The organism is Bradyrhizobium sp. CCBAU 53351 (genome assembly GCF_015291745.1).
Taxonomy (GTDB): domain Bacteria; phylum Pseudomonadota; class Alphaproteobacteria; order Rhizobiales; family Xanthobacteraceae; genus Bradyrhizobium.
Window position 1 is genome coordinate 5120042 of the sequence record NZ_CP030059.1, and the last position, 12811, is coordinate 5132852.

At 65.2% G+C, this 12811-nt stretch carries 8 protein-coding genes; 1 reads left to right on the plus strand and 7 read right to left on the minus strand.

Annotated elements, in window-relative coordinates; translation table 11 throughout:
- The first annotated feature begins 308 nt into the window (after positions 1-308).
- Entirely contained in the window at positions 309-749 is a 441-nt protein-coding gene (flbT, locus tag XH83_RS24390) for a flagellar biosynthesis repressor FlbT (protein WP_194403251.1), read from the plus strand.
- A 75-nt stretch (positions 750-824) separates the two neighbouring features.
- Here the strand turns inward: flbT and XH83_RS24395 are convergent, their stop codons facing one another.
- The 7 genes from XH83_RS24395 to XH83_RS24425 all read right to left on the minus strand — a co-directional run bounded on the left by XH83_RS24395 (position 825) and on the right by XH83_RS24425 (position 12659).
- Positions 825-2324: an aspartate aminotransferase family protein gene (locus XH83_RS24395; RefSeq protein ID WP_194403252.1), complete on the minus strand. Its 1500-nt coding sequence runs from the start codon at positions 2322-2324 to the stop codon at positions 825-827.
- Complete coding sequence (locus XH83_RS24400) at positions 2321-3571, minus strand: hypothetical protein (protein ID WP_194403253.1); 1251 nt, start codon at positions 3569-3571, stop codon at positions 2321-2323. Before XH83_RS24400 ends, XH83_RS24395 begins: the two co-directional genes overlap by 4 nt.
- Position 3572: 1 nt before the next feature.
- The gene (locus tag XH83_RS24405; protein WP_194403254.1) at positions 3573-5222 is read right to left on the minus strand and encodes a hypothetical protein; all 1650 of its coding nucleotides are present in this window, start codon (positions 5220-5222) and stop codon (positions 3573-3575) included.
- Positions 5212-5997: a hypothetical protein gene (locus tag XH83_RS24410; protein ID WP_194403255.1), complete on the minus strand. Its 786-nt coding sequence runs from the start codon at positions 5995-5997 to the stop codon at positions 5212-5214. The genes XH83_RS24405 and XH83_RS24410 overlap by 11 nt, the downstream gene beginning before the upstream one ends.
- A 71-nt stretch (positions 5998-6068) precedes the next feature.
- Positions 6069-8462 carry a flagellar hook associated protein gene (locus tag XH83_RS24415; RefSeq protein ID WP_194403256.1) on the minus strand — a complete coding sequence of 798 codons (2394 nt, stop codon included), beginning with the start codon at positions 8460-8462 and terminating at the stop codon, positions 6069-6071.
- Positions 8463-8482: 20 nt separating this feature from the next.
- Entirely contained in the window at positions 8483-10366 is a 1884-nt protein-coding gene (gene flgK, locus XH83_RS24420) for a flagellar hook-associated protein FlgK (RefSeq protein WP_194403257.1), read from the minus strand.
- 34 nt (positions 10367-10400) lie between these two features.
- Positions 10401-12659, minus strand: a complete 2259-nt coding sequence (locus XH83_RS24425) for a flagellar hook-basal body complex protein (RefSeq protein ID WP_194403258.1) — start codon at positions 12657-12659, stop codon at positions 10401-10403.
- Positions 12660-12811 lie beyond the last annotated feature (152 nt).

Genomic DNA, 12811 nt, shown 5'->3' on the forward strand with positions numbered 1-12811 from the left:
CTTTCTGGTAAACGACGCTACTGTTACACGTCTGCTTGGATCGCGAGTGATCCAGCGACGGCGGACCGTGGCGCGGAGACCTCTAACGAAACATGAAATGAAACCCGCACTTTCGCCGGGTCACGTGTGATTCGGTCCGGGGAACGGCGCGGATCGCTGCGCCGCCGCACAAATGCACCTTTGAAAATATTGGGCTTTTCAGTGCGAACGGTGTGGATTTACAGCTCGTTAACTAATTGCGAGCGAGAATCGCGTCTTCAGAGGCCGCAACGAACGCTCGGTTACGAAAGCGTTGATGGAGAACAGGCATGGCCCTCAAGGTCGAGCTCAGACCGCACGAACGCATCATCGTCGGTAACTGCGTGATTACCAACACGGACCAGCGCGCCCGCCTCCTGATCGACGGCGACAACGTGCCGATCCTGCGCGAGCGCGACATCCTCACGCCGGAGACCGCCGATACGCCTGCCAAGCTCGTCTATCTGGCGGTGCAGCTCATGTACATCTCGCCGGATCCGCAGACCCAGCACGGCACCTATTTCAACCTGGTGCGCGACATCGTCACCGCGGTGCCGAGTGCCTGGCCGATCATTGAGGCCATCAACAACAACATCCTGAATGGCGACCTCTACCGGGCGCTGAAGGATGCCCGCAAGCTGATCGCCTACGAGGAGAAGCTGCGGAGCCAGTTCGAGGCCACCCATCCCACGGCTGAAGTGGCCAAGGACGACGTGAGTTCCGCCGCCTGATCAACGACACAGTCCCGCAAACGACAACGGCCCCGGATCATCTCCGGGGCCGCTGTCGTTTCAACAATGCGTGCGCTATTGCGCCGCGAGCGGCGGTGCCTCGACCTCGATCAGATCCTCGCCGCAGCGCCGTCCGCCGAACTCCAGCACCGCCGCGACGAGCGCATCGATGTCCGCCGCCTCAGTGCGGTGGTTGACGATCGCGGCGCGGATCGCGAACTTGCCGTCCAGCGTCGTGCTCGACGGTGCCGCGATTCCGGACTCCTGGATGTCGGCAACGATCTCGCGGTTGACCGCGTCAATGGCACGGTAGCGGAAACAGACGATGTTGAGGTTGACCGGCGCCAGCAATTCCAATCGCGGTTCGGCCAGCACGCGTGCTTCGAGATACTTCGCCAGCGCGCAGCTTCGCGCGATCGTCGCACCGAGCCGGTCGGTGCCGAACGTCTTCAGGGTGAACCAGGTCTTCAGCGCACGAAAGCCGCGCGACAAATCGGGTCCGAGATCGCAGGGCCAGACCGCCCCCGCCGCAAGCCCCCTCGCCTCGCGGCGCAGATAGGCCGCGGGCTGCGCAAAGGCCTGCCGATGCTGCTCGCCATCGCGCACCAGCAGGAAGCCGGCATCGTAAGGCACCTGACCCCATTTGTGGAAGTCGAGTGCAATGGAATCGGCGAGCTCGATACCGCCGAGCAGCGGCGCGAGCTCGGGCGACAGAATCGCGAGCGCGCCGAAAGCACCGTCGACGTGAAACCAGATTCCCTCCTCGCGGCACAGCTGTGCAACGGCCTTGAGATCGTCGATCGCACCAATGTCCACCGTGCCGGCAGACGCGACGACCAGGAAGGGCTTGAAGCCGACCTCACGATCGACAGCGATCTGCGCGCGCAGCGCGGCAACGTCGATGCGATGATCGGCATCGACGCCGATCTTGCGCAGCGCATCGCTGCCGAGCCCGGCAATGTCCATCGCCCTGGACACACAGCCATGCGCGGCCTGCGACGTATAGGCTGCGAGCAGCGCGCCGTCATTGCCGATGCCGTACTGCCGCGCCAGCGTGCCCAGCGCCGCCGTGCGCGCCACCAGCACCGCCATCAGATTGGCCATCGACGTGCCCGTGACGAAGATGCCGCTCGCGCTGTCCGGAAAAGCGAACAGGCGGCGCATCCAGTCGACGATCTGGCGCTCGACCTCGATCGGCATATGGTCCCGTCCGCCGAGATTCGCGTTGAGGCCGGCCGTGAGCATTTCCGCGAGCATGCCAACCGCGGTGCCGCCGCCATGCACCCAGCCCATGAAGCCGGGATGGACGTTGCCGGTCGCATAGGGCGCGATGTGCTCGGCGAATTCGCGGTAGACCTCGGCGAGATCGCTCACCTCGCGCGGCACGTCGGCCTTGAATGAAGCGCGGACCTCATCGGGGATCGGCTGCCAGACGGGACGCGTCCGGACATTGGCGATGCCGTCGATCGTCTCGTCGAGCATGCGATGAGCGAGCGCGCGAAATGCGCTCCAGTCCTGCGGGTCGAGCGAGGTGTGCGCAGTCGTGCTTTGCGTGTTGCGGATGATCTCGTTCATGTTGCGCTCTCCACGGCTGCAGCATACCGCGACAGCATCGCCGCGAACGCCGCGAAGATCTTGCGCATCTGCGGCGGCTTGTAGGGAAACACGTCTGGCGAATCCATGTTGTGCACGACGGCGGTGTTGTCGGCTTCGAAGACCAGGAGTTCGCCAGCCTGGTTCTCCGCGCAATCGACGATGAAATAATCGAGGCCGACGCGCCTGCTCATCTCGTCGAGCGCGCTGCTGTGACGCGCCGCGAAGGCGTGGTCGAAATCGCGCATGAAGAGCGCCTCTTCTGCTCGCTTCTCCTCGCTGAATGCCATGTAGGCGTTGAGATACCAGATATCCCAGCGGTCGGCGATCGCCATGTGGCAGGCGTAAGGCTTGCCGTCGACCATCGCGAGACGATATTTGCGATAGAGCCCGTCGCCGCTCACATAGTCGACGAAGCGCGCGACGAAGAAGTCCTGCTCGTCGCGCTCGGCGAGATAGGCTGCGAGCGCCGCCGCATTGTCGAGCTCTGCGAGCCCGACGCCGGCATGCGAGCCGCGCGGCCGCGCGATCATCGGAAAGCGCAGTTCACCCGCGATGTCTCGGCAAGCGATCCGCCCTTGCGAAAGATCCGACAATTGCGCGCGCGTCGCGTGGATGGTCGCGGGAATGTCGAGACCCGGTACGCCGGCCAGCAGCCGATGCAGCTTGTCGCGATCGAGATTGCCGATGCGATCGGGACGATTGAGCAGCGGCCGCGGCCAATGCGGTGCGGCCTTCTCGATCAGGTCGAGCGCATCGCGGCATTCCTCGGAATCGGAGGCGACCACGATGGCAACGTCGTGCTCGGGCAAACTCTCCGGCAGGCCGACGCCCTTGATCACGTAGAGCGTCAACAGCTCGATGTCGGAGCCTTCAAGCAGAAAATCGATCGGGGTGTTGCCGCCCATGTCGATGTCGGCGGCAAGCGCCAGCACGCGCAAGCCCGGCTTCGCAGCAGTGCTCGGCGTGCGGAACAATTGATGGAAGGCCAGCACCTCCGACTGGATCGCAAGGCCTCGATCCTTGTCGCCGAGAAGCTGGGTGATCAGCGACAGGTCCAGTCCTTCGCCCGCCAGCGCCGTTCCTGCCGCGATCCGCGCCACCAGATGGTCGCGCAGCGGATGCAGGTCGACACCTTCGAAGGCACGGCGCGTCAACTGCGCAAAGCCGATGCGATCGGCAAAGTTCGCCGCGGTCATGCGAAGCGGCGCGGAAACCGGATGCTGCATCTCACACCTCGAACGCGGAGTTTACCGGCGTGGCCGCGACTGCGCCACGGTCAAGCAGCAGCTCGATCTTTACCAGCACATGGGCGATGCGATCGAGAATATGCTTCACATTGCGTTGCGCCTCGGCCGTATCAGGCGACCAGGCTTCGGTCACCAGACTGGCGCCGACGCAAAGGCGCAGCACCGCCTGTGGTGCCGCGTCAGGCCGCTCCAGACGGACCGGCTGGCCGATCAGGCAGCGCTGCGCGGCGACCTGCCGGTCTGCCGCACTGCCGCCGATCTTCTCGTTCATGTCACGCGCCAGCGCCTGATGAATGGCATTGGTCTCGGCGATCGAGACCGGCTTGCCACCGCGCAGCAGCATGAACGGAAAAATCGTAGTTTGTGCAAATTCCTCGTCATCCACGCCGGCCGTGCCGGTCACGGTTGGCACGGGTTGAAGCGACGGCGACAACGCGATCATGCTGTCGATGCCGACGGCGAGCTCGGCGAGCACCCTGGCGCGGAATGCGCCGGGTACGGCGTAATACCCGCCGATCTCGGCGAGCGCCGCCTCCCAGCGCAGCCATTGACCGAAATTGGGACGGCGGTCGAAGCGCGAACGCAGCGCCGTCCAGGCCATCGGCCAATCGCAACGGCCGGCATAATCGAAGATGCCGGGCGCGATCCGCTCGATCCGGTCGATCGAGCGCGACAGGCCCTTCGGCACCAGCAGCGCACCGCTGAAGGCGGGCCCGCCGAAGAATTTCGAGCCCGTCATGAGCACCATATGGCCGCGGTCGAGATAGGCGCGCAGCCGGCGGCGGCCGAGCCGCGCCTGACAGGCGTCGACGACGATCTGGACCTTGCGCGGCCAACGCCGCGCGATCTCATCGAGGCAGGCCGCGCTCGGTGCGCACCAGCCGAGCTTCGATGCATCCATGATCTGGAGCAGCACGGGCGCGTCTTGCGCGATCACGGTCTCCACCGCCTGCAGCACCGCGGCATCGGCCTCCCCGCGCATCGCAATCCCGGGCCCCGCCTGAACCAGCGGCAGCGCAAGACTGGCGCCGGCGAGCCCCGCAATCGCGCCGTCCTTGCGAACGGCAAGGCCGCTCGCCGTCATGGAGCTGAAATGATGCCCGCGAGCGGTATGGCTCGTCCCGCTTCCGGTCTGGTCGGCGCCGACCACGATCGTCACCGGCGGCGCCCCGAGCACCGCGCGCGCCAGGAACAAAGCGTGGAGCTGGGAGTCCGTGCCGGAGGGCGAGAACACGATGTCGACGCGCGGCGGCAGCTGGAGGTGGCCGCGCAGCTCGCTGCGCATGTCCTCGCAACGTGCGTCGAAGGCGACCTCGACTTCGTCGAACAGGCATTTGTGCACCAGCTCTTCGCGCGCCAACGCGGCGCGGTCATAGCCAGCTTGCGAGATCGTCGACGCGGTCGAGGACGCGAAATTCCAGAGCTCCGGCTCCGGCGAGGCCGCGCAGCCATATAGGTTGACGCGATCCGTGGCGTCGAGCGCCAGCCGCGGATCTCCGCCGGAGACGAGCAGCGTGTCGAGCGGCGTGAAGAGATCGCGCAGGCGATAACGCGAACCGCTGTCGGATGCGCGTTCGAATTCTGACAGACGGGATGCGCCGGTGCTCATCCCGAAAGCTTCACGCCGCATCGGCCGCCGCCCCTCCGGGCGCCGGTGCGAATTGCGAGGCGATGTCGCCGTGGAACACCGACGGTCCGACATGATCGAGCGAGCTCTGGATGTCGGCCCAGATCTCGCCGCCGATATCGGTCCAGCGCTTGCAGAAAGCGAAGTCCTCGGACAGATAGGTGCCGGTCGCCGGATCGATCATGCATTCGAACAGCGCGAAGCGGTTCCGGCTCGTGACCAGCGTGTCGTGCGAATGCTCGCGGAAGAACTGCAGGCTGGCATAGTCCGGATGGCGGCACATCGCCTCCAGCGCGTGGCGCCGGATCATCAGAAAGCCGGTGCCGGCGTAGCGCACGCGGGTAAAACCGTTGACGACGACGATGCGGTCGGGATCCTCGATCTCGAGCACATAATCCAGCGAAGCCGCCGGCACGTCGGCCCGGCCGGACTGGATCGCCCGCGCGGCCTTGTCCCAGTTGACACGCTTGATCGGATAGCAGCCGGCCACGACGTCCGCGCCGCATTCGATCAGCCGGAACACCTGCTCCGGCTTGAAGCCGATATCGGCGTCGATGAACAGGAAATGCGTCGCCTTGGGATCGTCCAGGAACATCGCGACGAGATTGGCCCGCGCGCGGGTGATCAGCGCGTCGCCGTCCCGCAGCAGCACCTTGAGCTCGAGATTGGACATGCCGTGCACGGCGCGCTGCAGCGCGAAGATCGAGCTCGCATAGATGCTCGACACCTGCCCGCCGAAGCACGGCGTTGCCACCACCAGTTGCATCTTGTCCGACATCGGCAGCTCCGCCCCGCTCCAATCCTCACCAAGAGGTAAAGAGGCATGGTTAACGGCGCCTTAACGCGCCCTTACAGAAACTTGACGAGCGAGAGCTGCGCGAGATTCGAGGTCACCTGGTAGGATGCCTGCAGCGCATTCTGCAGCGCCAGGATTTGGCTCGCCACCTGGTCGGGCGAAGCCGATTCCGCCTGGTCGATGATGGTCTGGAGCTGCGCCTTGGCCTGGGTCTGGCGCGTGGAGGCGTCCTTCATCGTGTTCTGGGCCATCGCGATGTCGGTCTGGATGTCCTCGATGCGCTGCTGGCCGGGCTGCTGCGTCAGAGCCTGCGTCACCCGCTGGCTCAGCGCGGAGACCTGCCCGCCCGAATACTGCCCGGTCGGCGAGGTCGAGAACGTCCCGAACACCGCGATCGCCTGCAATTGCCGGCGGATCGCATCTTCGTCCGCCTGGGCGCCATACTGCACCGTGACGGAATCGTCGACCCGCGCCATCGCTGTCGAGCGCGCCGAGCCGGGCCCGTCGTTGCCCTGGTACCATTTCACGGTGGTGGCGGTCCCGTTTACCAGCGTGGTCGCCGAGCTTGCCGGGGAGGTCCCGACCCGCAGCGGAGCCTTTGCTGCCGTGACCGGAGAGGACGTGAAGCCAAGCGCTCCGAACGCCGCGCCGTTCGAACTGCTGATGTTGAGGCTGCCGGGATTGTCGGTGTTGATCGTGATGAAGCCGCCATGGATGGTCGACGGCTTCGAGGTGCCGGTCAACTGATCGATCTTGCCGAGCAGAGTTGTGATGTCGTCGGTAATGTTGATCTGGTTCGGGCCTGTGGCGCCCGAGGCGACGAACGTCAGCGTTTGACCGTTCACCGTGATCGTATCGGGGTTGACGACAGGCGGTCCCGCCGACCCCGCCTGGAACGCCGTCGAGAGGACTTGCGAGCCACCCGCAATCGCAGTGCCGCTGAGCACGGTCGAACCGGTGATCGGCGGCGTCGACGCCGCGTTGCCGCGCGTCACGCTACTGAGACCGAGCGCCGTGGCCGCCGGGCCGCCGGTGACCGACACGTCTGTACCGGTGCCGGTCGCGATCTGGATATTGCCGCCGGCGCTCAAGGTTACGTTTGCGGCGGGGATGCCGGCGGCCGTCGCGATCGCATTCAGGATATCAGACATCTTCGCAGTGCTGCCCGAAGCCAGTCCGATCGTGGTGTTGCCACCGGCCGTCGTGACCGTGGTGACGGCCGGGTCGAAGGTGATCGTGTGGGCGCCGTTCGCGCCGGTGATGGTCAGAGTGGTACCGGTCGGAGCGTTGGCGAGCGCGGTGAGGACGGCTCCGTTGAGATGGGGTGTCGCCGCCGGATCAAGCGAGGTCGTCGTCGACGCGGCCGCCGCTGCGCTGTCCTGCAACGCGACCGAGCCCGTCCCGGTCGTCGAGGTATAAGAGATCAGATTGCTGGTGCCAGCCGCGTTCGCGGTGGCTGATCCAACCGTATTGAAGAAATTGTCGCCGGCGGTCACGGCCGACGCCGCCACCAGCGAGGTGCCAGCGAGCTTCTTTATCGCAGTATTCAGTGCGTTGTTGAGGTTCAACGCCGTGACGTTCGGGTCGGGAAGAACCGGCGGAACGGCATTGGGATTACCCGGATCGATCGCGAAGCTGCCGAGCGGCGTCGGCGTCGCGGTGGAGGCGGTCAGGTCGATCTGCTCGGTAGTGCCGTCCGGCAGCGTGAACTGCACGCTCAGCTTGTCGCCATTGCTCGGATTCACGCCGTTGAGATCGACGGCGAACGACACCGGCGAGCCGCTCGGGCCGGTGAGCGTCGCAGTTGGCATCGTCAGGGAGGCCGCCTTGAGCTTGAGGCCGAACGGCGATCCGGGGACGTCTTCCGACACCTTCACCGAACTCGGCGTCGGCTGCGTCTGCACCAGACGGCCCATGCCGTTGGCGCCGAGGTCAGCGGCCTGGCGTTCCGCCATCACGGTCTTGAAGCCCGCCTGCGTCGTGGTGCCGTTGATGATGTCGCCGGCATCCGCAACCGGTTGCGTGTTGACCGCGGTTCCGGAGAACAGATAGCGGTTGCCCGTCTGGGTGTTGAGGACGCCGACCATCGAGCCGAATTGCGCCGCGGCGGTGTTCTGCGCGATCGTCTGGCCGTTGACGTTGAGATCCTGCGCGGTGTTGGCGGCGCCGGTCTGCACCGTGCTGCGGATCTTGGTCAGCGACTGCAACGCGGTGTTGGCGAGGTTGATGCTGACGTTGACGTTGGTGATCGTGTCGGTATAGGCGGCGATGTTGGAGAGCTGCGCGCGCCCGGCGATCGCAAAGCCCTCGTTGGTGCCCATCCCGGAATAGTTCTGCGACAGCTTGCCGGTCGAGAGCTGCGTCGACAGGTCGGTGAGCTGCTGATTGATGTTGCGGATCTGCGAGCCGAGAACCGACGAGGAGTAGTTGATACTGCTGATCGACATGTTTCAGCGCTCCGTTACTTCTACACTTGAGCCTGGATCAACGTGTTCATCATGCTCTGCACCACCGACATGACGTGGGCGTTGGCGGCGTAGGCATTCTGCAGCTGGATCAGGTTCGACATCTCCGAGTCCAGATTGACCTTGGAGGTCGAGTCGAACTTGGCCTGCAGCGTCGAGACCACGACGCCCTGCCCCTCTTGGAGCTGGGTGGCCTGAGTTGAGGCGTTGGCCTGGATGCTGAGGAATTGCTGCAGATAGCCCGAGACGCTGCCGGTGAAGGGCTGGTTGGCCGAGCCGAGGCCGCTCTGCGGTGAATAGGAGAACACCGCGCTGGTGAGCTGCGAGTAGAGATAGTCCGAACGCGTGGTGTCACCCGCGGGCGTCACCGGCGAGGTGTTGTACACCGACATCCTGGTGGGGTCGGCGGTCAGCTGCGTGTTCACCTTGATGCGACCGGCAAAGCCGGTCAGCTGCGAGCCCGAGCCGGTGATCGCGCCGGTGTAAAGCGCCTGCCCGCCATCGGTGAACACCGCCAGTTGCGGATTGCCCGAGGTCAGCGACGACACGGTCTTGCTCGTCGAGGCCGAATTGACCCTGGCGAGACCGGAATTGTCGTCCGTGACCCGCAGCGTCGTGGCGCTCGCCGGCGCTGGCGCGGCAGAGAAGCTGAGATGCGAGGTCGAAAGCGCGGTGTTGAGCGCCGAGGCGATCGCGCCCATGCCGCCGGAAAAATTCACGCCGATCTGCATCGGGTTGGCGTTGGTCGCATTCTGCAGCGGCAAGGCAGCCGGATCGGTCACATTCACCAGCGTGATCTGGCGCTGGGTGTTGGTGGCCGTGTCGGTGTAAGTGAAGGTGGCGGTGTTGCCCGGGAGCGCGCCGCCGAGGTCGACGTCAAAGCCAGCGGGCGGACCCGACACCGTGCTGCCGGCCGTGGTCTTGTCGGACAATGCGCTCGACATCGTCGCGGCGAGCTGGTCGATCTGGTTCTGCGCCTGCACCAGCGTCTGATCGCGCAGCTTCAGATCAGCCGCGATCTGGCCCGATGAGACCACGTTGTTGGCGACGACGTCGACCTTCGAGCCGTTCGGCAGCACGATGTTGAGCGCGCCGACGCCCGACTTGGCCGGATCGATGTTGTAGAGCGAGGTCGCAGACATCGCCCCGGCGGAAGCGAAAGTGAATTGTGAGGCGAGCCCCGCACCGACCAGCTGGATGCCCGTCGTGGTGTAGATGTTGGCCTGGTTCGATCCGTCGGTGGTGACGCGGACGTCGACATATTTCGACAGCGTGTTGATGGCCTGGTCGCGCTGGTCCATCAGCGTCGCGGCCGAGGGGTCGTTGGCCGACAGGCCCTGCAGCTTGGTGTTGATGTTGGCGACCTGCTGCATGGCAGCGTTCGCGGCCTGCGCCGAGGTGCCGAGATCCTGCTCGACGTTGGAGCGCAGCGACTGGATGCCCTTGGTGGTGACGTTGAGCTGCGTGGCCAGCGCCTGCGCCGCACCGAGGGCCACCGTTTGCGCCGACGACGCGCCCGAGCTGGTCGACAGCGCCTGCAGCGCCGTGGTGAAGTTGTTCAGCGCGGTTTCCAGCGTGCCGCTGTTGCCGGGCGTGCCATAGACACTCTGAAGCTGCTTCAGGATGTTGGCCATCTGGGCGGCGTAACCGCTGCCGCCGGTCTCGGTGCGCAGCTGGTTCAGCACGAAGGTGTCGAGCTCCCGGCTGACGCCGGTCGTCATCGCCGTCGAGCCGAAATCGCCGGTGGTGACCTCGATCTGGTTCGGGGTCTGGACGACGTAACCCGGCGTCTGCGCATTCGCGACGTTCGAGGAGACGATCGAGAGCGCGGCCTGGTTGGCACGCAGGCCGCTCATCGCGCTGGCGAGGGCTGAACTCAAACCCATGTTACTTGCCGCCTTTGGTTACGTCACGCGCCGATCAGCGCAACACGTTCAGGAGGTCCTGCACCATCGAATTCGCCGTCGTGATCACCTTGGTGTTGGCCGAATAGGCCTGCTGGGTCACGATCAGCTTGGTGAATTCGTCGGCGATGTCGGTGTTCGAGCCTTCCAGCGACGAGCCGCTGATGCTCCCCGATGCGCCGTCGATCGCCGCACCCGACTGTTCGGTCGCGGCATAGGCGCCACCATCCATCGCCTTCAAATAGTTGGTGCCGTTGAAGTGCGACAGCGAGACTTGGGCGAGGTTGAGGTTCTGGCCGTTCGAGAAGGTGCCGACCACGAGGCCGCTGTTGTTGACCGCGACCGACCGCAATTGGCCTGCGGCGTAGCCGTTCTGCGTGATGGTGTTGATGGTCACCGCGCCCGACGTGCTGGCATATTGCGTCAGTCCGCCGGTCGAGATGTTGAAGGCGACGGAGCCGAGCGACTGGCCGCTGACGCTGACATTGTTGATGGTGATGCCCGAGCCGCTCGGCGTGGTCAGCGAGCCGTCGGAAGCGAAGGTGAAGGCCTGCCCCGTATTGACCCAGCCGACCGTGGTGCCGGTCGCGTTCGGATCGGTCTGGTAGAACAGGTTCCAGCTGTCGGAGTGACCTGCGCCGAGCGAGGCGCTGTCGGTCTTGGCCCAGCGCAATTGCAGGTTCACCGGCGTACCCGCAGCGTTGTAAGCGGTCACCGCGCCGCCGCTGATCGACTCCTTGGTGAAGGTCGCGATGTCGTTGCCGATCACCCCGCCGGTGCCCGCGGTGCCGCCGCCGTTACGGTTCTTGGTGATGGTGGATGTGAAGCCGAGCGCGGCGAAGGCGGCGCTGTTGGAGCTGGACACCGACAGGTTGGACACGGTGCCCGTGTTCAAGGTGATCACACCGCTGGTGCTGACGGACGAGCCGGTGGCGCCGGAGAGCGCATCGATCTTGCTGAGCAGGGTCGTGATGTTGTCGGTGACGTTGATCTGGTTCGGACCGCTCGCGCCCGAAGCCACGAAGGTCAGCGTCTGGCCGTTGACGGTGATCGTGTCGGCAGGCGGGCCCGCCGAAAAGCCGGAGGTGAGAACCTCGGCGCCGCCGGCCGTGGCGCTGCCGCTCAGCAGCGTCGACCCCGAGATCGCGGGCGAGGACAGCACGTTGCCGCCGCGCGTCACGCTGGTGATGCCGAGCGCCGTGGCCGCGGTGCCGCTGTTCACCGCCACATCCGTGGAGGTGCCGCTCGAAATCACGATGTTGCCGCTGGTGTTGAGAGACGCGGTCACGCCAGCACCGCCTGCGTTCTGGATTGCGGTCAGAATGTCCTGGACCGTCGCAGGCGTGCCGGCGCCCAGGCCGATGGTCGAGTTGGTGCCGAGTGTGACCGTGTTGCCGGTGTTGAAGGTGATCGTGTTGCCGTTGATCGTCAGCGTCTGGCCGCTCAGTGCGGTGAGAATGCTCGATGCGAGATGGGTGCCGACGGCGGCATCCAGCGATGTCGTCGTCGATGCCACGGCCGCCGAGTTGTTCTGGAGGGCGACCGATCCGGTGTTCGTCGTCGAAGAGTAAGGCGAGCGGAGGTTGCCCGTGGCCGCGGCGCCCGAAGCGGTGTTGTTGGTATAGGGCGCGGGGGGCGTGCCGACCGGAAGCGGGTTGGCAGCGAAATCCGACGGGTTGAGGCCGCCAGCCGCCAGCAGCGACCCTGTCGTGGCGGTCGAGCTCGCTGCAGTGTTCGGCTGGGTTGGCAGGTTTGCCGCATACTGGATCGAGGTGGTCGCTTGCGCCGGAATGAAGTTGTTCTGGAATTTGAGGACGTTCGCCACGTTGCCGGTGGGGTTGCCGGTCTTGGGGTCGACCGTGACGCCCATCAGGTAATAGCCGGCGCCGTTGACCAGGTTGCCGTTGGCATTGAGCTGGAAGTCGCCGCGGCGGGTGTAATAGGTGACGCCGCTGAACACCGGCACGTTGTCGACGACGCCGGTCGCCTTCTGAATCGAAAAGAAGCCGTCACCGGTGATCGCCATGTTGGTGGCGACGGTGGAGCCCGAGATCGTGCCCTGCGTGGTGATGGTGGCCTTGGCATTGGCCGTCACGCCGCCCGCGACCTGCTTGCTCGGAACCGAGGAGTCGGGGATGAGATCGACGAAGCTGGTGCCGATGCCTTTGTAACCGGTGGTCGATGAGTTCGCGATGTTGCCGGAAATGTTCTGCAGCGCGTAGGACTGCGCCTGCAGGCCACCCACCGAGGTGTTCATTGCATCGAAGATACCCATAACTTTGTCTCCAAATCCGATCTCGGCGGCCGGTCGACCATGGCCGCAGTCGGGGGAGACAGTCGCAAAGGCCATGCCAATGCGGGTATCTCTAAGAAATCAATGGCTTAACGAAAAAGCCCCGGTCGGGCGACCGGGGCACAATTGCCGGG

Excerpts from the sequence above, each read along its gene's own strand:
- XH83_RS24400 (WP_194403253.1), bottom strand. The coding sequence starts at position 3,571 with ATGCAGCATCCGGTTTCCGCGCCGCTTCGCATGACCGCGGCGAACTTT.
- XH83_RS24425 (WP_194403258.1), bottom strand. The coding sequence starts at position 12,659 with ATGGGTATCTTCGATGCAATGAACACCTCGGTGGGTGGCCTGCAGGCG.
- XH83_RS24405 (WP_194403254.1), bottom strand. The coding sequence starts at position 5,222 with ATGCGGCGTGAAGCTTTCGGGATGAGCACCGGCGCATCCCGTCTGTCA.
- flbT (WP_194403251.1), top strand. The coding sequence starts at position 309 with ATGGCCCTCAAGGTCGAGCTCAGACCGCACGAACGCATCATCGTCGGT.
- flgK (WP_194403257.1), bottom strand. The coding sequence starts at position 10,366 with ATGGGTTTGAGTTCAGCCCTCGCCAGCGCGATGAGCGGCCTGCGTGCC.
- XH83_RS24395 (WP_194403252.1), bottom strand. The coding sequence starts at position 2,324 with ATGAACGAGATCATCCGCAACACGCAAAGCACGACTGCGCACACCTCG.
- XH83_RS24410 (WP_194403255.1), bottom strand. The coding sequence starts at position 5,997 with ATGTCGGACAAGATGCAACTGGTGGTGGCAACGCCGTGCTTCGGCGGG.
- XH83_RS24415 (WP_194403256.1), bottom strand. The coding sequence starts at position 8,462 with ATGTCGATCAGCAGTATCAACTACTCCTCGTCGGTTCTCGGCTCGCAG.